The organism is Streptomyces sp. RG80 (assembly GCF_040446465.1).
In the GTDB taxonomy this organism is placed as follows: Bacteria; Actinomycetota; Actinomycetes; order Streptomycetales; family Streptomycetaceae; genus Streptomyces.
Genome location: NZ_JBEAAJ010000001.1, coordinates 588782 through 614173 on the forward strand (window position 1 = coordinate 588782; position 25392 = coordinate 614173).

Consider the following 25392-nt stretch of genomic DNA (forward strand, 5'->3'; position numbering starts at 1 on the left):
ACCCGACCTCACCTCTTCTCCTCGCAAGGCTCTCCTGTGTTCGACGCTGCCGTTTTCGGTTCCCTCTTCCTGACCCTGTTCGTCATCATGGATCCGCCCGGGATCACCCCGATCTTCCTGGCGCTCACCTCCGGCCGGCCCGCCAAGGTGCAGAAGCGGATGGCCTTCCAGGCCGTCTGTGTCGCCGGCGGTGTCATCGCCGTCTTCGGGCTGCTCGGGCACCAGATCCTGAACTACCTGCATGTCTCCGTCCCCGCGCTGATGATCGCGGGCGGGCTGCTGCTCCTGCTGATCGCCCTGGACCTGCTCACCGGCAAGACCGACGAGCCCAAACAGACCAAGGACGTCAACGTGGCGTTGGTGCCGCTGGGCATGCCGCTGCTGGCCGGGCCGGGCGCGATCGTGTCGGTCATCCTCGCCGTGCAGAAGGCGGACAGTGTCGCCACGCAGGTGTCGGTGTGGGTGGCGATCCTCGCCATCCATGTCGTGCTGTGGGTCGTCATGCGGTACTCGCTGCTGATCATCCGGGTCATCAAGGACGGCGGCGTGGTCCTGGTGACCCGGCTCGCGGGCATGATGCTCTCCGCGATCGCCGTGCAGCAGATCATCAACGGCATCACTCAGGTGATCCAGAGCAGCTGAACGGCTGCCGCCCCGGAAACGCACGGAGCCCCGTACGACATCCCTGTCGTGCGGGGCTCCGAAGCTCTGAGTGTTACAAGGCCGAGGGCTCGGCCGGGCGGATCCAGAGTCGCTGGCCGATCGAGGCGGCCTGCTGAACGATCCGATTGACGGAGGCGGCGTCCACAACGGTGCTGTCCACGGGCGTGCCGTCGACGTCGTCGAGTCGCATGATTTCGAAGCGCATGGGCTTCTCCCTTCGTCTGGTCATCCTCCTGCGGAGAATTACTGCGTACACAGGTAGTCAACGGGGTGCGTGTTACAAACATTCCCTACGCTAAAGAAATTTTTCGAACGACTAACTACTGACGGGTAAGCCACTCTTCGGAGACTGTTCGGGACCGGTTGTGTTCGCAGCGTGACCGCCGGGAGAATGGAGGCGATGAACGACGACCTCGCGGCCCTCGCCGCCCGCATCGACCACACCAACGAGCTGTTGCAGCGCATGCTCGCCGAGGTGGCGAAGACGCCCTCGACCCATGCGATCTTCGTCGACGCGGGATATCTGTACGCGGCCGCGGGCCGTCTGGTCGCCGGCACCGAGGACCGCCGGGCCTTCGACCTGGACGCCGAGGGGCTCATCGAGGCGCTCATCGACCGGGCCCGCACGATATTCGCGGACAGCAGGCTGCTGCGGGTCTACTGGTACGACGGCGCCCGGCGCCGCATCCACACCGCCGAACAGCAGACGATCGCGGAACTCCCGGACGTCAAGGTGCGCCTCGGCAACCTCAACGCCAACAACCAGCAGAAGGGCGTCGACTCGCTGATCAGAACCGACCTGGAGTCCCTCGCCCGGCACCGCGCGATCAGCGACGCGGCCCTGCTCGGCGGCGACGAGGACCTGGTCTCGGCGGTCGAGGCGGCCCAGGGCTACGGCGCCCGCGTCCACCTGTGGGGCATCGAGGCACCCGAGGGCCGCAACCAGGCCGAGCCGCTGCTCTGGGAGGTCGACAGCCAGCGCGTCCTCGACCTCGACTTCTTCAAGCCGTACGTGTCACGGCGTACGGCCGCCGCCTACGAGGCCTCGGTGAACCGGCCCACCCGCGAGGACGTCCGTTTCGTCGGTGCCCAGGTCGCGGCGAAGTGGCTGGGTGCGCGGGGCCGGGAGACCGTGGGGGAACTGCTGCCTGGGCATCCCTATCTGCCCGGGGCGGTGGACCAGGAGCTGCTGATCGAGGCGGAGGGGCTGCTCCAGTACTCCCTGCGGGGGCAGGCGGATCTGCGGCGGGCGTTGCGGGACGGGTTCTGGGAGCACTTGCAGGGGCAGTTCTAGGGCCCTAGGGCCGGGGGCCCAGCTGCTCGGCGTGGTCCCAGAAGTCCGCGAGGGCGCGGGCCGTCTCCAGCGGGCGGTCCGTGTTGGGGGAGTGCTCGGCGCCGGGGACGACGGTCCGGCGGGCGTGGAGGCGGACGGACATCCGGTCGAGCAGCGGTACCGGCCAGGTGTCGTCGTGCGAGCCCGAGAGCACGTGGAACGGCAGTGGTACGGCGGCCAGTTCGGCCACCCGGTCCGGCTCGGCGCACAACTGGCGTCCGGTGGCGATGAGTTGAGCGGGCCGGGTGCCCAGCCAGCGGCGGCGCAGATCCTCCCGGTCGTCGAGCCCGGAGTCCAACTCGCCCCCGGTATCGGTCTCCTCGGGCGGTTCCATGGCCTGGATCGCGTCCCACACGTCCGCCATGCTCATCACGGCGAGCGCGTCCCTGAGCAGCTTCACGCGCTGCTGCTGGGAGCCGGAGATCTGGGCCGGGCCGGAGGACATGAGGGTGAGCGAACGGAAGGGGCCGGGATCCAGCAGGACGGCGGCCCGCGCGATCTGTCCGCCTAGGGAGTGCCCGAGGAGATGCACGGGGACATCAAGGGCGGCGGCCTGTGCGAGCACGTCCTTCGCCAACTCGTCCTGCGCGTACGCCGATTCGTCGTTCGCCGGACCGTCGGACTCGAACTGGCCCCGCCCGTCCACGGCGACCGTCCGGTACCCGCGCGCAGCGAGCGGCACATGCAGCGGGTTGAAGTCCTCCTTGCTGCCGGTGAACCCGGGCAGCAGCAGAGCGGTCCCCTTGCCCGCGATCCCCTCCGCCACGGGCGCGTCGACGACGGCGAACTCACCGCGAGCGGTGCGCAGGGAGTAGGCGCGGGCGCCGGGGGGTGGGGCGAAGGTGGGGGGCCTGCTCATGGGGTGAGGCTATCCGGCGGGGCGGGTGATGGGCGGCGGTGGCTGTGTGAGGTCGGCCATGGCGGGAGCCGGAGCGTCCTGGGCGCGGGTCGCCGTTCGGAAGGGCCGGGAACGCCGACGGCCCGGCCCACACGAGGTGGGCCGGGCCGTTCGGCACGTGCGGTCAGCTCTCCGCGGTCTCCGCGGCGGCCGTCGCCTTGCGGGTACGGCGGCGCGGCTTGGCCTCCGGCTCCTCGGCGGCCTGGGCCGGGATGTCGGCGGCGGCGGCCGTCTTCCGCGCCCGCGTCGGCTTGGCCTCGGCGGTCTTGGCGGCGGCCGTCTTGCGCGTACGACGCGGCTTGTCCTCGGCGACCTCCGGTGCCGGCACGGCCTCGGGGGTCTCGGCAGCCTCGGCGACCTTGCGGGTGCGGCGGGTTCGGGGCTTGGCCTCGGTGCCCTCCGCGGTGTCGACCGCGGTTTCGGCGGTGGCGGCCGTCTTGCGGGTGCGGCGCGGCTTGGCTTCCGTGACCTCGGCCGTCTCGGCCGTCGCCGTGCTGGCGGCGGCCTTGCGGGTGCGGCGCGGCTTGGCCTCCGTGCCCTCGGCCGTGTCCACCGCGGTCTCCGCGGCGGCGGCCGTCTTGCGGGTACGGCGCGGCTTCGCCGCCACCGGCTCCTCCGCGGCCTGCGCCGGGATGTCGGCGACGGCAACGGCGACCGCGGCCTCCGGGGCCTCGGCGACCTTGCGGGTGCGGCGGGTCCGGGGCTTGGCCTCGGTGGCCTCGGCCGTGTCGACGGCGGTTTCGGCGGTGGCGGCCGTCTTGCGGGTGCGACGCGGCTTGGTCTCCGCGACCTCCGCCGTGTCGGCGGTGGCCTCGGGGGCGACAGCGGCGGCGGTCTTGCGGGTGCGGCGCGGCTTGGCCTCCGTACCCTCGGCCGTGTCCACCGCGGCCTCCGCGGCGGCAGCCGTCTTGCGCGTACGGCGGCGCGGCGAGGCGGCGGGGGCCTCCGCGGCCTCGACGGCGACCGGCGTCTCGACGGCGACCGTCTCCGCGGACCGGCGGGTGCGACGGCGGCGCGGCTTGGTCTCCACGGCCTCGGCCGTGTCGACCGCGCTCTGCGCTGCCTCGGACGTCGTGGCCGTGGCCGGCACCGACTCCACCGAGGCGGCTCCGTTACGGGTACGACGACGGCGACGCGGCGTACGGGTCGCCGCCGGGGCGCCCTCGGTCACCGAGGTCTCCTCCGGTGCCACCGTGCCCGCGGGAGCGGTGGTCCCGTCCGTCGCGGCACCGCCACGGGTGCGACGGCGGCTGCGCGGCGTACGGGCCGGGCGCTCACGGTCGGCGGAACGGGAGTCGTCCCGGCCGCCACGGCCACCCCGGTCGTTGCGGTCGCCGCGACCGCGGCCACCCCGGCCACCGGTCTCGCCGAGGTCCTCGAGCTCCTCCGCGTCGAGGCCCGCGCGGGTGCGCTCGGCACGCGGCAGGACACCCTTGGTGCCCGCGGGGATGTTCATCTCCTCGTAGAAGTGCGGGGAGGTGGAGTACGTCTCCGGCGGGTCGTTGAAGTTGAGTTCCAGCGCCTTGTTGATGAGCTGCCAGCGCGGGATGTCGTCCCAGTCGACGAGGGTGATCGCGATGCCCTTGGCACCCGCGCGGCCGGTGCGGCCGACCCGGTGCAGGTACGTCTTCTCGTCCTCGGGGGACTGGTAGTTGATGACGTGCGTCACGCCCTCGACGTCGATACCGCGCGCGGCGACGTCGGTGCAGACGAGGACGTCCACCTTGCCGTTGCGGAACGCGCGCAGCGCCTGCTCGCGGGCGCCCTGGCCGAGGTCGCCGTGGACCGCGCCGGAGGCGAAGCCGCGCTGCTTGAGCTGGTCGGCGAGATCGGCGGCGGTGCGCTTGGTGCGGCAGAAGACCATGGCCAGTCCCCGGCCGTCGGACTGCAGTATGCGCGCGACCATCTCGGGCTTGTCCATGTTGTGCGCCCGGTACACGTGCTGCGAGATGTTCGCGACCGTCACGCCCTCGTCGTCCGGCGCGGTGGCGCGGATGTGCGTGGGCTGCGACATGTAGCGGCGCGCGAGGCCGATGACGGCGCCCGGCATGGTCGCCGAGAACAGCATGGTCTGGCGCCGGGGCGGCAGCATGTTGATGATCTTCTCGACGTCGGGCAGGAAGCCCAGGTCGAGCATCTCGTCGGCCTCGTCGAGGACAAGTGCCCTGATGTGCTTGAGGCTGAGCTTCTTCTGGCCCGCGAGGTCGAGGAGGCGGCCCGGGGTGCCGACGATCACGTCGACGCCCTTCTTGAGGGCCTCGACCTGCGGCTCGTAGGCCCGGCCGCCGTAGATGGCGAGAACGCGTACGTTGCGGACCTTGCCCGCGGTCAGCAGGTCGTTGGTGACCTGCTGGCACAGCTCGCGCGTGGGGACGACGACGAGGGCCTGCGGGGCGTCGGTGAGGTCCTCGGGCTTGGCGCGGCCGGCCTCGACGTCGGCGGGGACGGTGACGCGCTCGAGGAGCGGGAGGCCGAAGCCCAGCGTCTTGCCGGTGCCGGTCTTGGCCTGGCCGATGACGTCCGTGCCGGAAAGGGCGACGGGGAGCGTCATCTCCTGGATGGGGAAGGGGTTGATGATGCCGACGGCCTCGAGGGCCTCGGCGGTCTCGGGAAGGATTCCGAGATCTCTGAACGTCGTAGTCAGGGTGCTGCCTCTTCTGTGTGCGCGGTGCGAGGCGAGCTCGGGGGTCTCTGGAGACCGTGCTGGGGACGTCGACTGCCTTACGGCGGGGCCGTAATGGCACGGGACCTCTGCCGACGCTCTAGCGCTCGAACCGCTGAGGGTCCCTCCGGATGCCGTACGCACAGTGCCGTACGGCCAAGGAGAGCTGTCAGGTCGGAGCCGATCGGGCCACCGACCGGGCATCCTCATACGTGCGGCCTGTGGAGATACGCGGTCGTCATAGACACGCGTACTCAGCAGGCGCATTACCACCATACCCCGGAAACGCGCACATGCGATGGCCGATTTGGTCACGTAGTCGTCGTCACACTGTTTCACCAGGGACTTCCCCGGCGCTGGGAGCGGGCTATTGTGCGCTTCATGACGACGTCTGACAACACCTCCGACGCTTCTCCCGAACCCACCGGAGTCGCAGCCCAGGACTGGGCGACGGCATCCGCCGAACCGCAGTACCGGGCCGCGGTCGTCGACCTGCTCGGCGCGCTGGCGTACGGGGAGCTGGCGGCGTTCGAGCGGCTCGCGGAGGACGCCAAGCTGGCGCCGACGCTGGCGGACAAGGCGGAGCTGGCCAAGATGGCGTCGGCGGAGTTCCACCACTACGAGAAGCTGCGCGACCGGCTGACCGAGATCGGCGCGGAGCCGACGGCGGCCATGGAGCCGTTCGTCGCCGCGCTGGACGGCTTCCACCGGCAGACGGCGCCCTCGGACTGGCTGGAGGGGCTCGTCAAGGCGTACGTCGGTGACTCGATCGCCAGTGACTTCTACCGGGAGGTCGCGGCGCGGCTGGACTCGGACTCGCGTGAGCTGGTCCTGGCGGTCCTGGACGACACCGGGCACGCCGGGTTCGCCGTCGAGAAGGTGCGGGCCGCGATCGACGTGGATCCGCGCGTGGGCGGGCGGCTCGCGCTGTGGGCGCGGCGGTTGATGGGCGAGGCCCTGTCGCAGTCGCAGCGGGTCGTCGCCGACCGGGACGCGTTGTCGACGATGCTCGTCGGGGGCGTCGCGGACGGGTTCGACCTCGCGGAGGTCGGTCGGATGTTCTCGCGGATCACCGAGGCGCACACCAAGCGGATGGCCGCGCTGGGGCTTGCGGCCTGACATCGAGAGGGGGGCGCTCCGGTTGAGGGGCGCCCCCGACAGAGGTGAAAGGCCGGGCCCGTCAGGGCCTACGCCGGCGCCGACCTACGGCGGAGTCTTCCCGCCGGGCGGAGCAGGAGCGACAGGGACGCCGCGGAGACGACCGTCGCGCCGATCAGGTTGAGCAGGATGCTGCCGGATCCCAGGGCGCTGTGGGTCACGAAGGCGCCGAACAGGGCTCCGGCGATGCCCGTCACCAGCACCAGGGAGCGGGCGGGCAGGCGGTGGGCCAGCCGGTGGGCGGCCACCGCGGCCAGGACGAGACCGAGCAGTGCGGAGCCGAGCGCTTCCAGCAACATCATTTGAGGTCCCTCCCACGGCCACGCTGCGTATCACGGTCGTAGCCCGTCATACCCGTGACCTGCGGAATGCAATCCTCCCCTGTGCTCGACTTGTGCTCCATATGTGGAGAAAAAATCTTCCGGAACTTTGCTCTCGCACCCGAGCTTTGCTCCTGCACGATGAGAGGGGCCCGGCGACTCCAGGTCGCCGGGCCCCTCTCATGTGCGTGTGCCTACAGTGCGCCGAAGCCCACCTTGCGCGGGGCCGGCTCGCCGAGCTCCACGTAGGCCAGGCGCTCCGCCGGGACCAGGACCTTGCGGCCGTGCTCGTCCGTGAGGCTCAGCAGCTGCGACTTTCCGGCCAGTGCCTCGGCCACCACGCGCTCTACCTCCTCGGCACTCTGACCGCTCTCCAGAACGATCTCGCGGGGCGCGTGCTGCACGCCGATCTTGACCTCCACGGCTATGTCCCTCCGACGGTCAGTGAAGTGCGCGACCTTCCGCGCTGTACCCAGCACACATTAGCCCGGTGAGGGGACGTGCACGCTCCGCGCAAGAAAGCCATGAGCGAACAGCGGACGGGAACAAAGTCCCGTCACGCGCGCGTGCGTCCGGGTCGGGATCAGTGCGAGTCGATGCCGTGCAGCGGGAAACCGGCGATGCCCCGCCACGCCAGGGACGTCAGCAGCTGGACCGCCTGCTCGCGCGGGACGCTGCGGTCGCTGTGCAGCCAGGACCGGGCCACGACCTGTGCGAGGCCGCCCAGACCCGAGGCCAGCAGCATCGACTCCGCGGGGGAGAGGCCGGTGTCCTCGGCGATGACCTCGGAGATGGCCTCGGCGCACTCGTTGGTGACCTTGTCGACGCGCTCGCGCACCGCGGGCTCGTTCGTCAGGTCCGACTCGAAGACCAGCCGGAAGGCGCCGCCGTCGTCCTCGACGTACGCGAAGTAGGCGTCCATGGTCGCGCGGACGCGCTGCTTGTTGTCGGTCGTGGACGCGAGCGCGTGCCGCACGGACTGGATCAGGGACTCGCAGTGCTGGTCCAGCAGTGCGAGATAGAGGTCGAGCTTGCCCGGGAAGTGCTGGTAGAGCACGGGCTTGCTGACGCCGGCGCGCTCGGCGATGTCGTCCATCGCGGCCGAGTGGTAGCCCTGCGCCACGAAGACTTCCTGTGCGGCACCCAGCAGCTGGTTCCGTCGGGCACGGCGCGGCAGGCGCGTACCTCGCGGGCGTGCCGCCTCTGTCTGCTCGATGGCTGTCACGCCGCCTCCCATAAGTCGTCCACTTGCGGTGTGCGCCGCGCCGCCATCGTACTTTTCGGTAACCGTGGTGTGCGCGGTGCGAGCGCAGAATTTCACGTACCGGACGGTGACGAAAGCAGCGCGAAGGTTTCAAAGAGGTACTTAGCGGGCAGCGACTCTCGCGCTCCGGCTGGGGGACGGGCCTCGGGGCGTCACCGATAGTCGTCCTCGTCGATCTGGACGACACGGGCCTGTTCGATGAGGTCGGCCTCGTTAGCCCGGTCGGGATCGACGCCGGTCAGCGGGTCGTCGCGGTCCGGGGTGACGTCCGTCTGCTGCTCGGCGGCGTCGCCCTCGGGGGCCTCGACGTCGAGCTCGACGTCACCGCCGCTGTCCTCGAAGGTGTCGGGGTCGCTGGGGTCGTAGGCCATCACGGGCTCCCTTCCTAGAACGTCCCTGACTCACACAGGGGGCCACGTACGGGTGCCCTGCGTACGAGCCTAGGAGACACGCGATCCGGACGCCATGCGATGTACGGGGTCTCTGTGACGGCGAACACATGAACCACTGCGTGATCGTCTCGTAACATTGCCGCATGTCTTCGACCGAGTTGCCGTCCGTACCGGCCGCCAATGTGCTCCCGAAGGTGACGCCCGTCAGGGTGGCGGAGGGCGAGCGGCTCAGGTCGGTGGGACTGCCGGGGATCACGTTGTCGGTGCGGTCGAGACCGCCCGCGCGCGAGGGCCTGCCGCCCGCGCTCTACGTCCACGGCCTGGGCGGTTCCTCGCAGAACTGGTCGGCGCTGATGCAGGAGCTCGACGAGGTGCTCGACGGCGAGGCCGTCGACCTGCCGGGCTTCGGGGACTCGCCGCCACCGGACGACGGCGACTACTCCATCACCGCACACGCGCGTGCGGTGATTCGTTTTCTGGACGCCTCCGGCCGCGGGCCCGTGCACCTCTTCGGCAACTCCCTCGGCGGCGCGGTCTCCACGCGCGTGGCCGCGGTCCGCCCCGACCTCGTCCGGACGCTGACGCTCGTGTCGCCGGCGCTCCCCGAGATCCGCGTGCAGCGCTCCGCCGTGCCCACCGCGCTCCTCGCCGTGCCCGGCGTGGCCGCGCTCTTCACCCGGCTCAGCCGCGACTGGACGGCCGAGCAGCGGGTCCGCGGCGTCATGGCGCTCTGCTACGGCGATCCCGCGCGGGTCTCACCGGAGGGGTTCCGGCACGCCGTCGAGGAGATGGAGCGCCGGCAGCAACTCCCGTACTTCTGGGACGCGATGACACGCTCCGCGCGCGGGCTGGTCAACGCGTACACCCTCGGCGGGCAGCAGGCGCTCTGGCGCCAGGCCGAGCGGGTCCTCGCACCGACGCTCCTCGTCTACGGTGGCCGGGACCAGCTCGTCGGCTACCGCATGGCCCAGAAGGCCGCCCGGTCCTTCCGTGACTCCCGGCTGCTGAGCCTGCCGGAGGCGGGGCATGTGGCGATGATGGAGTACCCGGAGACGGTGTCCCGGGCGTTCAGGGAGTTCCTGGCGGACAAGAAGGGCTCGGACGGCGAGGCCGGTTCCGGGGGCGCAAAGACCCCGACCGGGTCCTCCGGCGCGGTCGAGTCTTCGAGCGCGGGGAGCTGAGGGGCGGGTGGGACGGCACAGTCGCCGCGGACGCGCTCCAAAGAGCGACCCCGCGGACATAGCCGCAAGACGAGGTGGCCGGGAGGCCGAGGGTGCCCAGCCGCCGGCGCCGCAGGGCGGCCCGCCCCGGCAGGGCCCCGGACGGCAACAGGGGGCACCGCGACCGCAGGGGGCACCGCCGCAGCAGGGGATGCCCGCGGCCGGGCCCTCGGTCTACGGGGATCCGGTCTACCGGGTCCCGCAGGGAGGCCGACGGTTCCCGGAGGGAGCGCCTGCGCGGGGAGCGCCGCGCTTCGCCGACGGGACTCCTGCACAAGGAGTGCCCGGATTCGCCGACGGCACTCCCGCGCGCGGTGTGCCGAGGTTCGGGGACGGTACGCCCGCTCGTGGGGTGCCGCGGCTCCCCGACGGGACTCCGGCGCACGGCATGCCCCGGTTCCCTGACGGCACCCCCGCCCATGGCATGCCCCGCTTCGCCGACGGCACCCCCGCGCATGGCACGCCCAGGGTCCGCGGTGGGCACCCCGAGCAGCGGGAACCCGGCGGCGGATGGGGGGAGTCGGGGGCGCGCGGCATGGCTGCCGCGCCCGGTGTCTCCCTGCCGCGGCAGCGGCAGGCGCCTCCCGATGGCGGGCCTCGACAGGGCGGGCCCCGGCAGGGCGGTCCTCGGCAGGACTACCTGGACGCCTTCGGGAACGAGGACGTAGACCTCTTCGCACCCCGCGGACCGCATGGCCCTCATGGTCCCCAGGGGCCGGCCGATCCGTACGCCTCCGTCACCGAGTGGTCGGCGGTTCCTCCCCGGCGTGACGATGTCGATGAGGACGCACCGCCCACCGGCGAGCCCGCGCAGCAGAAGGGCGGCAAGGGCCGGGCCTTCACCGGCATCGCGGCCGCCGCCGTCACCACCGTGCTGGCCGTGGTCGTCGCCGGGCAGGTCACCGACGGGCGGGACGACAGCGGCGTACGGTCGCAGTCGGCCACCGACCAGGCGCGGGACGCGCGGGACTCGGCCTCGCGGTCGGAGGGGCGGCCGACGCCGTCCACGGCGCCGAATGTCGCGCTGACGTACGACCAGAAGATGGGCAAGCGGTACGCCCTCGACGCCAAGCTCGAGGGGTCGGGGAAGTTCGATGCGATCAAGGGCGTCGACAAGGCGCCCGGCACCGGGCAGAAGTTCACCTATCGGGTGGACGTCGAGCAGGGGCTCGGGCTCGACGGCGAGCTGTTCGCCCAGGCCGTGCACAAGACGCTCAACGACGACCGGAGCTGGGCCCACAACGGCGCCCGTACGTTCGAGCGCATCTACTCCGGCAAGCCCGACTTCGTGATCACGCTCGCCAGTCCGGGGACGACCGCGGAGTGGTGTGCGAAGTCCGGTCTGGACACCACCGTGGACAACGTGTCCTGCAATTCGACCGCCACCGACCGCGTGATGATCAACGCGTATCGGTGGGCCCAGGGATCCAAGACCTACGGTGATCAAATTCACGCCTACCGGCAGATGCTGATCAATCACGAGGTCGGCCACCGGCTCGGCTACCAGCACGTGACCTGCGACAAGGACGGCGAACTCGCCCCGGTCATGCAGCAGCAGACCAAGTTCCTGACCTATCGCGGAGTCACCTGCAAACCCAACCCCTGGGCATACCCCGGGAGTTGACGGGAGCCTCACAGGTCACGTTGACATGCGCAGAAAAGTCGTACATATTTCTGCGCATGTCGACCCGTCACGCCTCCGCACGCGCAGCCATCGAGCTGACGCTGATCGGTGTGACCGCTCTGTGCGTGGCCGACATTCACTGTCGCTGACGTTCGCCCTCTGGCGTTCGCGTCGCGATCTTCTTCTTTTCCCCGTGACCCTCGGTCGCGGTTTTTCGACGACCTGACGCCCGGGCAGACGTCTGTTCACTTTCGTCTCACCCCTTGTCTATCTGTCTCACCATTCGAGAGGTCGTCTCCGATGCGTCAACCGTCCGTCATAGCGCGCCGCGTGGCCGCGGTATCCGTAAGCCTGGTTCTGGCCGCGGGCGCCGCCGCCTGCGGGCCTGAGGACAACGATGCCAAGGGCTCCGGTGGTGACTCCACGCCCCACAAGGGCGGCACCCTGACAGTCCTGAACTCCAACCCGCAGCAGGACTTCGACCCGGCCCGTCTCTACACCTCCGGCGGCGGCAACGTCCCGTCCCTGGTCTTCCGTACGCTGACCACCCGCAACCGGGAGAGCGGCGAGGCCGGCGCCGAGGTCGTCCCGGACCTCGCGACCGACACCGGGCGCCCCAACAAGGACGCGACCGAGTGGACGTACACCCTGAAGAAGGGGCTGAAGTACGAGGACGGCACCGCGATCACGTCCGCCGACATCAAGTACGGCATCGAGCGTTCCTTCGCCCCCGAGCTGTCCGGTGGCGCCCCCTACCTGCGGGACTGGCTGGTCGGGGCCGCCGACTACCAGGGGCCGTACAAGGACAAGGGCGGGCTCGACGCGATCGAGACGCCGGACGAGCGGACCGTCGTCTTCCATCTGAACAAGCCCGAGGGCGAGTTCCCGTACCTGGCCACGCAGACGCAGTTCACGCCGGTGCCGAAGGCCAAGGACACCGGGACGAAGTACGAGGAGCACCCGGTCTCGTCCGGGCCCTACAAGGTCGTCACCAACGAGAACGACGGTGAGCACCTCGTCCTGGAGCGCAACACCCACTGGTCCGCCGCGACGGACGCCGAGCGCAAGGCCTATCCGGACAAGATCGACGTACGGTCCGGGCTCGACTCCTCGGTGATCAACCAGCGGCTGTCCGCGTCCCAGGGGGCGGACGCCACCGCGGTCACCACGGACACCAACCTCGGGCCGGCCGAGCTCGCCAAGGTGACCGGCGACAAGGAGCTGGCGGCTCGCGTCGGCACCGGGCACTTCGGCTACACGAACTACATAGCGTTCAACCCGACGGTCAAGCCGTTCGACAACGCCAAGGTGCGGCAGGCGATCTCGTACGCCATCGACCGGTCCTCCGTGGTGAACGCGGCGGGTGGGTCCTCCCTCGCCGAGGCCGCCACCACCTTCCTGCCGAACCAGAAGTCCTTCGGCTACGAGCCCTACGACCTGTTCCCGGCGGGTGACGCCGGCGACCCGGCGAAGGCCAAGGAGCTGCTGAAGGAGGCCGGTCACGCGAACGGGCTGACCGTCACGCTGACCCACTCCAACGCCAAGGACTTCGAGACCAGCCCGGAGATCGCGACCGCGATCCAGGACGCGCTCAAGAAGGCCGGCATCACGGTCAAGCTCCAGGGGCTGGAGGAGAACGACTACTCCGACAAGATCCACAACGTGAAGACGGAGCCCGGCTTCTTCCTCGCCCACTGGGGTGCGGACTGGCCGTCCGGCGGCCCCTTCCTCGCTCCGATCTTCGATGGTCGACAGATCGTGAAGGACGGCGCGAACTTCAACACGGGCCTGTTGGACGACAAGTCGGTCAATGCCGAGATTGACGCGATCAACAAGTTGACCGACCTTGACGCCGCCGCCAAGAGGTGGGGCGCGCTGGACAAGAAGATCGCCGAGCAGGCGCTGACCGTCCCGCTGTTCCACCCCGTCTACAAGCGCCTGGTGGGCAAGGACATCAAGAACGTCGTGATCAGCGACTGGACCGGTGTGCTGGACATCTCGCAGGTCGCGGTGAAGTAGCGCCGTGAGCGAGGCACTTGTCGCCACCCAGGCCCCCGGGGCGTCCGTCGCCCCGGGGGCCTCGGGGGCCCGTCAGTTCTGGCGGCGGCTGCGGACGCAGCGCGCCGCCCTCGTTGCGGCGGCCGTCGTCGCACTGCTCGTCCTGGTCGCGCTCGCGGCGCCGCTGCTGACTGCCCTGGAGGGCCAGGACCCGACCACCTACCACCCCGCTCTCGTGGACTCCGCGCGCGGCGGCGTGCCCGTCGGCTCCCTCGGGGGCATCAGCGGCGACCACTGGCTCGGGGTCGAACCGCAGACCGGACGCGACCTGTTCGCGCGACTGGTCTACGGGGCCCGCGTGTCGCTCGGCGTCGCGCTGGCCGCCACCGTCGTACAGGTGTTGATCGGTGTCGTGGTGGGCGTGACGGCCGCACTCGGCAGTCAATGGGTTGATCAACTGTTGAGCCGGCTCACCGACATCATCGTCGCCCTGCCCCTCATGATCATGGCGTTGGCGCTGCTCTCGATCGTGCCGTCGGACTTCCCGCGGCCCGTCCTGGTCGCCCTTGTCATCGGCCTCATCGGCTGGGGCACCATCGCGAAGATCACGCGCGCGCAGACGCTCACCCTCAAGGGGCTCGACTACGTCTCCGCGGCCCGGCTCAGCGGTTGGAGCACCTGGCGGATCGCCCGCCGGGAACTGCTGCCCGGCCTCGCCGCGCCGGTCATCACGTACGCCGCGCTGCTCGTCCCGATCAACATCACCGTCGAGGCGGCCCTGTCCTTCCTGGGCGTCGGCGTGAAGCCCCCGACGCCCTCGTGGGGTCAGATGCTCACCGCCGCCGACGTCTGGTACCAGGCGGCCCCGCAGTACCTGCTGCTGCCCGCGGGCGCCCTCTTCGTGACCGTGCTGGCCCTCACCCTGCTCGGCGACGGCATCCGCGTCGCACTCGACCCGCGCGCGGCGTCCCGACTGCGCGTCGGCACGGGCCGCAAGAGGGAGGCCAAGGCATGAGCGGCTTCACCGGCTTCGTGCTGCGTCGTGTCCTCGGCGCGGTCGTCACCCTGTTCGCCATTTCGGTGATCGTCTACGTCGTCTTCTACGTCACTCCGGGCAACGTCGCCCAGATCACCTGCGGGCCGCGCTGCTCGCCCGCCCAGGTGCAGCAGGTCGCCGACCAACTGCACCTGAACGACCCGCTGTACACGCAGTACTGGCACTTTTTGCAGGGCCTCGTCGCCGGCCAGGACTACTCGACCGGCACGTCCGTGGAGCACTGCTCGGCGCCCTGCCTCGGGCTGTCGTACCAGAGCGACCAGCAGGTCACCCAGCTGATCCTGGCCAAGCTGCCGGTCAGTCTGTCGCTGGTGTTCGGCGCGATGGTGCTGTGGCTGGTCCTCGGCGTCGGCACCGGCGTCCTGTCCGCCTGGCGGCGCGGCAGGCTCACCGAGCGCGTGCTGACCGGCATCACGCTCGCGGGCGTGGCCACACCGGTCTTCGTCATCGGACTGGTCCTGATGATCGTCGTCTGCGGACAGCTGCAACTGCTGCCGTTCCCGCAGTACGTGAAACTCACCGACGACCCCGAGCAGTGGGCGTGGAACCTGCTGCTGCCCTGGCTGTCGCTGGCCCTCATCGAGGCGGCCGCGTTCGCCCGCCTCACGCGCGCGGCGATGCTCGAGACGCTCGCCGAGGACCACATCAGGACCTTCCGGGCCTACGGCGTGGGGGAGCGGTCGATCATCGGACGGCACGCGTTGCGCGGGGCGCTCGCGCCGGTCATCGCGCTCAACGCCAACAACTTCGGCAGCGCGGTCGGCGGCGCGGTGCTCACCGAGACGCTCTTCGGGCTGCCCGGCATCGGCCAGGAACTCGTCCATGCCGTCAACGTGGTCGACCTGCCGGTCGTGGTCGGCATGGTCCTGGTCATCGGTTTCTTCGTGGTCGTCGCCAACGCCGTCGCGGACGTGCTGTACGCGGTGGCCGACCGACGGGTGGTGCTCGCATGAGTCTGGTGGAAGTCAGCGGCCTGACGGTCGAGTTCGGCGAGTTGCGCGCCGTGGACGAGCTCTCCTTCCGGCTGGAGCAGGGCGCCGCCCTCGCCCTGGTCGGCGAGTCCGGCTCCGGCAAGTCCACGGTCGCCTCCGCGCTGCTGGGGCTGCACCGGGGCACCGGAGCGAAGGTCGGCGGCTCGATCGAGGTCGCCGGCGTCGACGTGTCGTCGGCGTCGGACGAGGAGCTGCGGCGGCTGCGGGGCGGCAAGGCGGCGATGGTCTTCCAGGACCCGTTGTCCTCCCTCGACCCGTACTACGCGATCGGCGACCAGATCGCCGAGGTGTACCGCGTGCACGCACGCGTGTCGCGACGAACGGCACGCGCGCGTGCCGTGGACGTGCTGGACAGGGTTGGAATTCCGGACGCACCGCGCCGCTCCCGGTCCCGTCCGCACGAGTTCAGCGGTGGCATGCGCCAGCGCGCGCTCATCGCGATGGCGCTGGCCTGCGAGCCGGATCTGCTGATCGCCGACGAGCCGACCACCGCCCTCGACGTCACCGTCCAGGCCCAGATCCTCGACCTGCTGCACACGCTGCGGGAGGAGACCGGCATGGGCCTGCTGCTCGTCACCCACGACGTGGGCGTGGCCGCCGAGAGCGTCGACGAGGTGCTGGTCATGCGGCACGGGCGCGTGGTCGAGCACGGGCCGGTCGGGGACGTGCTGGGGGCGCCCTCGGAGGCGTATACGCGGGAGTTGCTGGGGGCGGTGCCGCGGGTGGACGCGCGCCGTTCGACGCCGGGCGTCTCGGCGCCGGGTGTGGACGCGCGGCGCCCGGTGTCGGGTGTGGACGCGCGCCGCGCGGTGTCGGGTGCGGGCGGGTCCTCGGTGGGGCCCTCCGAGGGGGAACCGGCCGAGGTAGTCCTCGAAGCGCGTGGCCTGCGCCGTGAGTTCGGCCGTGGCAAGCGGGCGTTCGCGGCGGTGGACGACGTCTCGCTGACCATCCGCCGCGGGGAGACCCTGGGCATCGTCGGCGAGAGCGGGAGCGGCAAGACGACGCTCGGGCGCATGCTCGTCGGGCTGCTGGAGTCGACGGCTGGAGAGGTCCGACACGAGGGGCACGCGCGCGTGGGCGTGAACCCCGCCGTCCAGATGGTCTTCCAGGACCCCGTCTCCTCCCTCAACCCCCGCCGCAGCGTGGGCGAGTCGATCGCCGATCCGCTCCGCGCGCGTGGCGAGAAGGACGAGGGGCGGATCCGGGGGCGCGTGACGGAGCTACTGGAGCGCGTGGGGCTCGAAGGGGCGCACTACGACCGCTATCCGCACGAGTTCAGCGGCGGACAGCGCCAGCGCGTGGGCATCGCGCGGGCGCTCGCGGCCGACCCGCGCGTCATCGTCTGCGACGAGCCGGTCTCCGCGCTGGACGTGACGACCCAGGCCCAGGTGGTCGCCCTGCTCGGCGAGTTGCAGCGCGAACTCGGACTCGCGCTGGTCTTCGTCGCCCACGACCTCGCCGTGGTACGGCAGGTCAGCGACCGGGTCGCGGTGATGCGCCGCGGCCGGATCGTCGAGTCGGGATCCGCCGACGAGGTGTACGACACCCCCCGGGACCCGTACACCAGGCAGCTCCTGGCCGCCGTACCGGCACTCGATCCCGAAGTGGCCGCGAGGCGCCGAGCGGCCCGAAGAGAGCTGGCCGCGGCCTGACGTAACGTAACTGCTTGATCTCTTAGCGCGATCGAACGCGACCCGCACGGGAAAGTTACGACCGTTCACCCCTTTTGGTGGCGCGACGGACAACCGTCCATCGCGCCACCGTCATGTCCGCATACGTTCGTCCCGCTGCGAGCCGCCGGGCCAACGGCGGCTCCCCATACGGGAGATCGGGGGTGCGCTCGTGCGCATCGGACTGCTTACGGAGGGTGGCTATCCGTATGTGAGCGGTGACGCCAGGCTCTGGTGCGACCGGCTCGTGCGCGGGCTCGGGCAGCACGAGTTCGACATCTACGCGCTCAGCCGCAGCGAACGCCAGGAGGACGAGGGCTGGGTCCCGCTTCCGTCGCAGGTCAACCGGGTGCGTACGGCGCCGCTGTGGACGGCCGAGGACGACGGCGTCGTCCACGGGCGCCGCGCGCGCCGGCGGTTCGCCGAGTGCTACGGCGAGTTGGCGGCCGTACTGTGCGCGGGTCGCTCCGAGGAGCCGTCGGCCACTGAGGCGGACCGTTTCGGCAGCGCGCTGTACGGACTCGCCGAACTCGCCCGCGACGAGGGCGGGCTGGTCGGGGCGCTCCGCTCCGAGACCGCCGTACGCGCCCTCGAACGCGCCTGTCGTGCGCCGGGCGCCGCACGCACGGCTCGCGAGGCGCGCGTCCCGGATCTGCTCGCCGTCGCCGCACACCTGGAACGCGCGCTGCGCCCCCTGTCCCTCGACTGGTACGAGGACGACGGGCTCGGCTCGGTCGACCTGTGCCACGCGGCCTCCGGCGGCCCGGCGGCCCTCCCCGGACTCCTCGCCCGCCACTTCTTCGACGTGCCCCTGCTGGTGACCGAGTACGGCGTGCAGCTGCGGACGCACTACCTCTCCGCCACGGAGGCCTCGCCGTCGGTGCGGTCGCTGCTCGCCGCCTTCCACGGCCGGCTCGCCGCCGAGATCTACGGCCGGGCCGCGCTCGTCACGCCCGGTAACACCCACGCGCGCCGTTGGCAGGAGCGCTGCGGCGCCGACCGCGACAAGATCCGCACGGTCTATCCGGGCATGGACGCCACCCATTTCGCGGAGGTCGGCGAGTCCCCGGAGCGCGCGGACCCCGACACGCTGCTCTGGGTCGGCCGTGTCGAACCGACCAAGGACCTCATCTCCCTGCTGCACGCCTTCGCGGAGATCCGCAAGGAGGAGCCGAAGACGCGGCTGCGGATCATCGGCGTGCCCGTGGGCTCCGAGGGCGCGGCCTATCTCGGCCACTGCAAGGCGCTGGCCGCGCAGCTCTTCCCCGACGAGGCGGACGGTCTGCACGCCGTCGGCGACAACCCGGTCTCCTTCGAGGAGATCGGCGGCCCGGAGGTCCCGACCCTCGCCGAGGCGTACGCGTCGGGCGCGGTGACCGTGCTGTCCAGCGTGGTCGAGGGTTTCCCGATCAGCCTGGTCGAGGCCATGTTCTGCGGCCGAGCGACCGTGTCCACGGATGTCGGCGCCGTGGTGGAGGTCATCGGCGGCACCGGACTCGTCGTACCCCCGCGCAATCCGCGGGCGCTCGCCGAGGCGTGCGTGGCGCTGTTGCGCGACTCCGCGCGCCGTGACCGTCTGGGCGCCGCGGCACGCGCGCGTGCGCTCGAGCTGTTCACCGTCGAACAGAACATCACGGCATTTCACGGCATTTACCTGGAGATCGTCTCCCGTCATCCGGTCCACCGGGTCGTCCTCGACGACACCACCGGGGAGCCCCTCCCGTTCGCCGTCCCCGCCGAGGCCCATGTGCCCGGCCGCTGGACGGACTCCGGCGCGCGGGTCGTGGCCCGCGGCGGCCCCGGCTGGGCGGCAGGTCCTCCGGTACGCGCCAACACTCCGGTGCCCGCCACGGAGGGAGCGCGATGAGCGACCTCGGCGAACTGGACCGCCCCGGAACGCCGGGGAGCCCCGGGCCCTGGGACGCGAGCTCGGGGGAGTGGCTGGCGGGGGAGGGGGGCGAGGCCGGTTCGCGTGGCGAGGCGCATGGTGGCGCGAGTGTCGAGGGGGCGGCGACCAGCGGGGCCTCCAGTGTCGTGGGGGCCGCGACCAGCGGTGCCGACACCGTCGTAGCCCTCGGAGACGACGGCGACAAGGGTGCGCCCGTCCGGTCTGCCGCCGGAGACGACGGTGAATCGGGCGCCCGTATCCCTGCCGCCCCCGAAGTGCCGACGGCCCGGAAACAGCAGGCCGCCCCCCGCCGCGCCTCCGCCGTCGACCCGGTGAAGGCGCTGATGCACCGCCACCGTGAGCTGTGCGAGCGGGCGGTCGATCCGTTGGAGATCGCCGCCGGTCTGGAGGCGCACGGCGTCACCGACCGCACGGCGAGCCGCTTCCGGCACCGGGACGTCTTCTCCCTCGCTGAGGAGATGTACGCGCGCGTGCCGAGAGACGCCGAACCCTCCGCGCCCGCCCCACCCGCCGAGACCCCCCGAACCGGCGTCGACTGGCTGCTCCTCACCCTCCTTCCCGGTGCTCTGTGCGCGGCGACCGTGACCGCCCTCCACCTCACCGAAGGCCGACCGCGCCTGATCGCGGCGGCCGTGGGCGCACTCGCCGTAGCCCTCTCCCTGCGCGCGGCACTGACACGCGGCCCACTGCGCACCACGCACCTCACCGCGCCGCGCACCCGCACGCTGACCGGCTGGCTGGTCGCCTACGCCCTCCTGGGCGACGGCCTTCTGCGAGCAGCCGTGACCGGCGGCCCCGACGCCCTGCCCACCGGTGCCTCCGACGGACCCTGGCCGTTGGCGACCGCCCCCGTCCTGGCCCTCGCCCTGTCCTGCGCCCCCGCGGCCTGGACCGCCCACCTCTTCACCACCCGAGCCCGCCGCAAACTCACGCTCAGCCGGGGCCTGGAGGACTTCACCGCCTCCGTACTACCGCTGCTGTTCGGGATGTTCGCACTGTTCCTGTGCGCCCTGACCGCCCTGCTGGCCCTGAGCGGCACGATCCTGTCCGAACCCACCCCCTACGCGCAGACCCTCGCCCTCGGCGGCCTTCTGTTCCTGTCCCGACTCCTCACCACCCACGGCTTCACCCACGCCCCGGCACTCGTCCTCACCGCCACGACCGCGGCAGAGCTGACGGTCGTCGCCGCGGTCTTCGCGGCCCGCCTCCCGGGCTGCGGCTTCCTGGGCACCCCGGTCGAGACCCTCGTGGAGACCAGGGGCCCGGGCAGCGTCCCGGCACTCGCCTGCGCGGCAGGAGCCGCGGCCCTGCTGTTCCACGCCACCCGCAGGCTGACGAGGGCCTCGGCCCACGCCCCCACGGACCAGCCGTGCTGACCCGACCGGGGGCCCGCGGCCCCACGCGAAGAACCGGTCCCACCCGAAGGGCCGGCCCCGCCCGGCCGTGCCCCGGCGCGGACCCGACCCACGACGCACCAGTAGGCGCTACGCGCACCCCCACCCACACCAGCAGGCCGCCACAGACACCCCACCCCACCGCCGGCGGCCGGAGGCAACCCCCTCTGAAGGAGAGCACCACATGATCACCTCCCGACCCGAAGACCCGGCGACGGGAGCCGCACGATGAGGGTCCTGCTGATCGGAGCCAACGGCTACCTGGGCCGCTTCGTGGCCGACCGCCTGCTCGCCGACCCAGCCGTCCAGCTCACCGCCCTCGGCCGCGGCGACGACGCCGACGTCCGTTTCGACCTCGCGTCCGGCAGCCCCGGCGCGCTCACCCGTTTCCTCGACGCGGTCCACCCCGGCGTGGTCGTCAACTGCGCGGGCGCCACCAGAGGCGGGGCCCGCGAACTCACCCGCCACAACACCGTCGCGGTCGCCACCGTCTGCGAGGCGCTCCGGCGCAGCGGCTGCGGTGCGCGACTCGTCCAGATCGGCTGCGGCGCCGAGTACGGCCCGAGCCAGCCCGGCTCGTCGACGGCGGAGGACGCCGTCCCGCGCCCCGGCGGCCCGTACGGCGTCAGCAAACTGGCCGCCACCGAGCTTGTTCTCGGCTCCGGCCTGGACGCCGTCGTCCTGCGCGTCTTCTCTCCCGCGGGGCCCGGCACGCCCGCCGGCTCCCCTCTCGGTCGGCTCGCCGAGGCCATGCGCCGGGCCATGCAGTCCGGCGACGGCGAGCTCAAGCTCGGCGGTCTCGGCGTCCAGCGCGACTTCGTCGACGTCCGTGACGTCGCCCGCGCGGTCCACGCCGCGAGCCTGTCCGCCGCGCAGGGCGTCATCAACATCGGCTCCGGCCGTGCCGTCCGCCTCCGGGACGCCGCCGCCGTCCTCGCCCGCGTGGCCGGATACGGCGGCGCCCTCCACGAACTCGACGGCCCTCCCGGCCCGCTGCGCCCATCCATCGGGCACCCCCGCTCCGAACCGGACCACGGGGCCCCGCTCGCGTACCCGTACCCCGACGGCTGCGGCAGCTGGCAGCAGGCCGACGTGCGCACCGCACGCGACCGGCTCGGCTGGCGCCCCCGGATCAACCTCGAAGAATCCCTGGCAGACATCTGGATGGAGGCGGCATGCCGCATCTGACCAGCACCAAAACATCCGCACCCGGCATCGAGCTGCACCCCGGCTTCGGCATCCCCGGCTTCGCGCACCCCCTCGTCGCCCCCGCCGAATGGGCCGAACTCACCCGCCCCGGCACCCCCGTGCACTGGGTCGTGCTCAACGTCGCCGACGGCCCCGGCAGCCGTCCCGACCCGCACTGCCTGGAGGCGGCCGGTCGGCTGCGCAACGCGGGCGTCCGGGTCCTCGGCCACATCGACGCGACATACGGAGCCCGCGGCCACGGCGAGATGGTCTCCGACGCCCAGCGCTACATCGACTGGTACAAGGCCGACGGCTTCCTCCTCGACCGCTGCCCGACCGAACGCACCGCGCTCCCCGAGATCCGCCGCACGGTCGCCGCGCTCCGCGCGATCCACGACCACGCGCATGTCGTCCTCGGCCACGGCACCCATCCGTATCCCGGGTACGCCGAGAGCGCCGACCAACTGGTCACCTTCTCCGGACCGTGGAGCGACTACCGCTGGTCGCAGGTGGCCGAGTGGACCGCGGACTATCCGCCCGACCGCTTCTGCCACTTCGTCCACGGCGTGCCCCGCGGCCATCTCGACGAGGCCCTGCGCATCGCCCGCTGGCAGGGCGCCTCGACCATCTGGTTCACGGACCGCACGGACGGCGGCGGCCGCGCCGACCCCTGGGAGACCATGCCCGGCTACTGGGACGAAATCGTCTCGCGGATCGGAACGGGTGTCTCGGAATGAAGAAGGCCGTGGCAGTGTTACGGGGAGAACAACTGTAGTGATTGACCGACCAACGGAGTCCCCGTGTCGCTGCCACCCCTGGTCGAGCCCGCTTCCGAGCTCACCGTAGACGAGGTCCGCAGGTACTCCCGCCACCTGATCATCCCCGACGTCGGGATGGACGGGCAGAAGCGGCTGAAGAACGCCAAGGTGCTGTGTGTGGGCGCCGGCGGCCTGGGCTCGCCGGCGCTGATGTACCTGGCCGCGGCGGGCGTGGGCACGCTCGGCATCGTGGAGTTCGACGAGGTCGACGAGTCGAACCTCCAGCGCCAGATCATCCACAGCCAGGCCGACATCGGTCGCTCCAAGGCCGAGTCCGCGCGCGACTCCGTCCTCGGCATCAACCCGTACGTGAACGTGGTCCTTCACGAAGAGCGGCTCGAGGCCGACAACGTGATGGACATCTTCAGCCAGTACGACCTGATCGTCGACGGCACCGACAACTTCGCGACCCGCTACCTCGTCAACGACGCGGCCGTGCTGCTGAACAAGCCGTACGTGTGGGGCTCGATCTACCGCTTCGACGGCCAGGCCTCGGTCTTCTGGTCCGAGCACGGTCCCTGCTACCGCTGCCTCTACCCGGAGCCCCCGCCGCCGGGCATGGTCCCCTCCTGCGCCGAGGGCGGCGTGCTGGGCGTGCTGTGCGCGTCCATCGGCTCCATCCAGGTCAACGAGGCCATCAAGCTCCTCGCGGGCATCGGCGAGCCCCTGGTCGGCCGCCTGATGATCTACGACGCCCTGGAGATGCAGTACCGCCAGGTCAAGGTCCGCAAGGACCCCAACTGCGCGGTCTGCGGCGAGAACCCGACCGTCACCGAGCTCATCGACTACGAGGCCTTCTGCGGCGTCGTGTCCGAGGAGGCCCAGGAGGCGGCCGCCGGCTCGACGATCACTCCCAAGCAGCTCAAGGAGTGGATCGACGACGGCGAGAACATCGAGATCATCGACGTCCGCGAGATCAACGAGTACGAGATCGTCTCGATCCCGGGCGCCAAGCTGATCCCGAAGAACGAGTTCCTCATGGGCACCGCCCTGGAGAGCCTCCCGCAGGACAAGAAGATCGTCTTGCACTGCAAGACGGGTGTCCGCAGTGCGGAAGTCCTCGCCGTGCTGAAGTCCGCGGGCTTCGCCGACGCCGTGCACGTCGGCGGCGGCGTGATCGGCTGGGTCCACCAGATCGAGCCGGACAAGCCGGTGTACTGACCCGACCTGCTCCGATCGGCGGGGGCTTCGCGCACCACGGGTGCGCGAAGCCCCCGCCGTCGTCATGAGCAGACCTTGCCGTCCTTCGGCACCGTGCCCTTGAGGAGATACGCGTTCACCGTGGAGTCGACACAGTCGCTCCCGCTGCCATAGGCGCCGTGACCCTCGCCCTTCCAGGTGAGCACCACACCGACGTCCTTGCCCAGCTCGTCCGCCATCTTCCGGGCGCCCTCGTAGGGAGTCGCCGGGTCGCCGGTGTTGCCGACCACGAGGACCGGCGCCGCGCCGGGCGCGCTCACCTCCGGGGTGTCCCACTGCCCGGCCACCGGCCAGTCGTGGCACCAGCCTGCCGTGTCCCAGCCCAGGAAGGCCCCGAAGACCGGCGAGAGCTTCTCGAACGTCGGCAGCAGCTTCTTCGTCTGCGCAGCGGTCGGCCGCTGCTTGTCGTCCAGGCACGATATGACCCGCTGCGAGTGGGTCGTCGTGCCGTAGTGCCCCGAGGTGTCCCGCTCGTTGTATCCGTCGGCGAGCGTCAGCAGCTCCGAACCGTCGCCCTGCTCAGCGGCCTCCAGGGCGCTGGTCAGGGTCGGCCAGCTGGCCTTGCTGTACAGCGGCAGCACGATGCCGGTGACCGCGAGGGTCTGGGTCAGCTGCCGGTCCGACCCGGTCTCCAGCGGGTTCGCGTCGATCTGCTTCAGCAGGGCGGCGATCTTCCGCGTGCCCTCCTTCGGGTCCTGGCCGGTCGACTTCAGGTAGTCGTCGAGCGCCCGCTGGAAGCCCCGGGTCTGGTTCTCGGCGTGCCCCACGGTGTCGGCGCTCGGGTCGACGACCGCGTCGAGGATCAGCCGCCCCACCTTCTTCGGGAACAGGTGGGCATAGACGCCACCGAGTTCGGTGCCGTAGGAGATGCCGAAGTAGTGCATCTTCGGGTCGCCCAGCACCTGGCGCATCAGGTCCATGTCGCGCGCGGTGTCGGTCGTGGAGACGTGGCCCAGCAGTTCCCCGGCGGCCTTCTCGCAGCCCTTGCCGAAGTCGGCGGCGTCCTTGAAGTAGGCCGTCTCCTCGGCCGCGGTGTCCGGCGTCGCGTCCACGCTCTCGGCGGACTCGATCTGCCGGTCGCTGCGGCAGCGCACGCCCTCGCTGGCGGAGACACCGCGCGGGTCCCAGCTCACCAGGTCGTACCGCTCGCGGAGCGAGGAGACCGTCGTGCCGTACAGCGGCATCATGGACACGCCCGAGCCGCCCGGACCGCCGAAGTTGAACAGCAGCGAGCCGATGCGCTCGCTCTTGTCGCCGCGGGCCTTGGCGCGGATCATCGCCAGGCCGATGGTCTTGCCCTCCGGCTCCGCCCAGTCCAGCGGCACCTTCAGCGTCGCGCACTGCCATTCGCTGCTCGGCGCGGGGGAGTCGGCCGTGCTCTTGCAGTCGTCCCAGTCGAGCTTCTGCGAGGTCAGCGACGACGGCAGCGCGGCCGCCGCCTCGGTGCCGGAGGACGTCGACGACGGACTGGCCGAGTTCGTCTCCTCGTCGCCCTTGCCGTCATCGGACGAGCCGCCGCTACAGCCCCCCACCAGCAGTGCCGCGGCGGCGACCAGAGTCGTCCACCGTACGAAGCGCGTCATCGCATTCCCCCCTCGCGGGCCGTCCGCACCGTGCAGCGGATGGCGTTCA

General features: G+C 71.3%; 23 protein-coding genes. 15 read left to right on the top strand and 8 right to left on the bottom strand.

What is annotated here, in order from left to right:
- Window positions 1-36: 36 nt before the first annotated feature.
- Window positions 37-642 carry a MarC family protein gene (locus ABKA17_RS02815; protein WP_353690189.1) on the top strand — a complete coding sequence of 202 codons (606 nt, stop codon included), beginning with the start codon at window positions 37-39 and terminating at the stop codon, window positions 640-642.
- 73 nt (window positions 643-715) lie between these two features.
- Here ABKA17_RS02815 and ABKA17_RS02820 read toward each other — a convergent pair whose 3' ends face one another.
- A complete protein-coding gene (locus tag ABKA17_RS02820) occupies window positions 716-868 on the bottom strand; it encodes a DUF8834 family protein (protein WP_353690190.1) in 153 nt (50 codons plus the stop codon).
- A 195-nt stretch (window positions 869-1063) separates the two neighbouring features.
- Between ABKA17_RS02820 and ABKA17_RS02825 the strand changes: the two genes are divergently transcribed.
- On the top strand, window positions 1064-1957 hold the full coding sequence (locus ABKA17_RS02825) for an NYN domain-containing protein (RefSeq protein ID WP_353690191.1): 894 nt from the start codon (window positions 1064-1066) through the stop codon (window positions 1955-1957).
- A gap of 4 nt (window positions 1958-1961) precedes the next feature.
- Here the strand turns inward: ABKA17_RS02825 and ABKA17_RS02830 are convergent, their stop codons facing one another.
- Window positions 1962-2855, bottom strand: a complete 894-nt coding sequence (locus tag ABKA17_RS02830; RefSeq protein WP_353690192.1) for an alpha/beta fold hydrolase — start codon at window positions 2853-2855, stop codon at window positions 1962-1964.
- A 163-nt stretch (window positions 2856-3018) separates the two neighbouring features.
- Complete coding sequence (locus ABKA17_RS02835) at window positions 3019-5445, bottom strand: DEAD/DEAH box helicase (RefSeq protein WP_353690193.1); 2427 nt, start codon at window positions 5443-5445, stop codon at window positions 3019-3021.
- A 492-nt stretch (window positions 5446-5937) separates the two neighbouring features.
- Between ABKA17_RS02835 and ABKA17_RS02840 the strand changes: the two genes are divergently transcribed.
- A complete protein-coding gene (locus ABKA17_RS02840; RefSeq protein WP_353690194.1) occupies window positions 5938-6675 on the top strand; it encodes a ferritin-like fold-containing protein in 738 nt (245 codons plus the stop codon).
- Between the two features lie 68 nt (window positions 6676-6743).
- Here ABKA17_RS02840 and ABKA17_RS02845 read toward each other — a convergent pair whose 3' ends face one another.
- From ABKA17_RS02845 to ABKA17_RS02860, 4 genes are all read right to left on the bottom strand, one after another.
- On the bottom strand, window positions 6744-7013 hold the full coding sequence (locus ABKA17_RS02845) for a hypothetical protein (RefSeq protein WP_353690758.1): 270 nt from the start codon (window positions 7011-7013) through the stop codon (window positions 6744-6746).
- A gap of 215 nt (window positions 7014-7228) precedes the next feature.
- Window positions 7229-7456, bottom strand: a complete 228-nt coding sequence (locus ABKA17_RS02850) for a DUF3107 family protein (RefSeq protein WP_171146544.1) — start codon at window positions 7454-7456, stop codon at window positions 7229-7231.
- A gap of 161 nt (window positions 7457-7617) precedes the next feature.
- Window positions 7618-8259 carry a TetR/AcrR family transcriptional regulator gene (locus ABKA17_RS02855; RefSeq protein ID WP_353690195.1) on the bottom strand — a complete coding sequence of 214 codons (642 nt, stop codon included), beginning with the start codon at window positions 8257-8259 and terminating at the stop codon, window positions 7618-7620.
- Window positions 8260-8450: 191 nt separating this feature from the next.
- Complete coding sequence (locus ABKA17_RS02860) at window positions 8451-8669, bottom strand: Rv3202a family protein (protein ID WP_353690196.1); 219 nt, start codon at window positions 8667-8669, stop codon at window positions 8451-8453.
- Between the two features lie 164 nt (window positions 8670-8833).
- Here ABKA17_RS02860 and ABKA17_RS02865 point away from each other — a divergent pair, with 164 nt between their 5' ends.
- From ABKA17_RS02865 to moeZ, 12 genes are all read left to right on the top strand, one after another.
- Window positions 8834-9871 carry an alpha/beta fold hydrolase gene (locus ABKA17_RS02865; RefSeq protein WP_353690197.1) on the top strand — a complete coding sequence of 346 codons (1038 nt, stop codon included), beginning with the start codon at window positions 8834-8836 and terminating at the stop codon, window positions 9869-9871.
- A gap of 7 nt (window positions 9872-9878) precedes the next feature.
- Window positions 9879-11534, top strand: a complete 1656-nt coding sequence (locus ABKA17_RS02870) for a DUF3152 domain-containing protein (RefSeq protein WP_353690198.1) — start codon at window positions 9879-9881, stop codon at window positions 11532-11534.
- Between the two features lie 56 nt (window positions 11535-11590).
- A complete protein-coding gene (locus ABKA17_RS02875; RefSeq protein ID WP_353690199.1) occupies window positions 11591-11683 on the top strand; it encodes an Ms4533A family Cys-rich leader peptide in 93 nt (30 codons plus the stop codon).
- Between the two features lie 151 nt (window positions 11684-11834).
- Window positions 11835-13553, top strand: coding sequence for an ABC transporter substrate-binding protein (locus ABKA17_RS02880; RefSeq protein WP_353690200.1), 1719 nt, complete (start codon window positions 11835-11837; stop codon window positions 13551-13553).
- A 4-nt stretch (window positions 13554-13557) separates the two neighbouring features.
- The gene (locus ABKA17_RS02885; RefSeq protein ID WP_353690201.1) at window positions 13558-14547 is read left to right on the top strand and encodes an ABC transporter permease; all 990 of its coding nucleotides are present in this window, start codon (window positions 13558-13560) and stop codon (window positions 14545-14547) included.
- Window positions 14544-15542 carry an ABC transporter permease gene (locus tag ABKA17_RS02890; RefSeq protein WP_353690202.1) on the top strand — a complete coding sequence of 333 codons (999 nt, stop codon included), beginning with the start codon at window positions 14544-14546 and terminating at the stop codon, window positions 15540-15542. The genes ABKA17_RS02885 and ABKA17_RS02890 overlap by 4 nt, the downstream gene beginning before the upstream one ends.
- Window positions 15539-17233 carry a dipeptide ABC transporter ATP-binding protein gene (locus tag ABKA17_RS02895; protein WP_353690203.1) on the top strand — a complete coding sequence of 565 codons (1695 nt, stop codon included), beginning with the start codon at window positions 15539-15541 and terminating at the stop codon, window positions 17231-17233. Before ABKA17_RS02890 ends, ABKA17_RS02895 begins: the two co-directional genes overlap by 4 nt.
- A 190-nt stretch (window positions 17234-17423) precedes the next feature.
- Window positions 17424-19118, top strand: a complete 1695-nt coding sequence (locus ABKA17_RS02900) for a DUF3492 domain-containing protein (RefSeq protein WP_353690204.1) — start codon at window positions 17424-17426, stop codon at window positions 19116-19118.
- The gene (locus tag ABKA17_RS02905) at window positions 19115-20536 is read left to right on the top strand and encodes a hypothetical protein (protein ID WP_353690205.1); all 1422 of its coding nucleotides are present in this window, start codon (window positions 19115-19117) and stop codon (window positions 20534-20536) included. The genes ABKA17_RS02900 and ABKA17_RS02905 overlap by 4 nt, the downstream gene beginning before the upstream one ends.
- A gap of 246 nt (window positions 20537-20782) precedes the next feature.
- Entirely contained in the window at window positions 20783-21742 is a 960-nt protein-coding gene (locus ABKA17_RS02910) for an NAD-dependent epimerase/dehydratase family protein (protein WP_353690206.1), read from the top strand.
- Window positions 21730-22479, top strand: a complete 750-nt coding sequence (locus ABKA17_RS02915) for a spherulation-specific family 4 protein (protein WP_353690207.1) — start codon at window positions 21730-21732, stop codon at window positions 22477-22479. Before ABKA17_RS02910 ends, ABKA17_RS02915 begins: the two co-directional genes overlap by 13 nt.
- A gap of 63 nt (window positions 22480-22542) precedes the next feature.
- Complete coding sequence (gene moeZ, locus ABKA17_RS02920; RefSeq protein ID WP_353690208.1) at window positions 22543-23721, top strand: adenylyltransferase/sulfurtransferase MoeZ; 1179 nt, start codon at window positions 22543-22545, stop codon at window positions 23719-23721.
- Window positions 23722-23783: 62 nt separating this feature from the next.
- Here the strand turns inward: moeZ and ABKA17_RS02925 are convergent, their stop codons facing one another.
- Window positions 23784-25343: an alpha/beta hydrolase gene (locus ABKA17_RS02925; RefSeq protein WP_353690209.1), complete on the bottom strand. Its 1560-nt coding sequence runs from the start codon at window positions 25341-25343 to the stop codon at window positions 23784-23786.
- Between the last annotated feature and the right edge of the window lie 49 nt (window positions 25344-25392).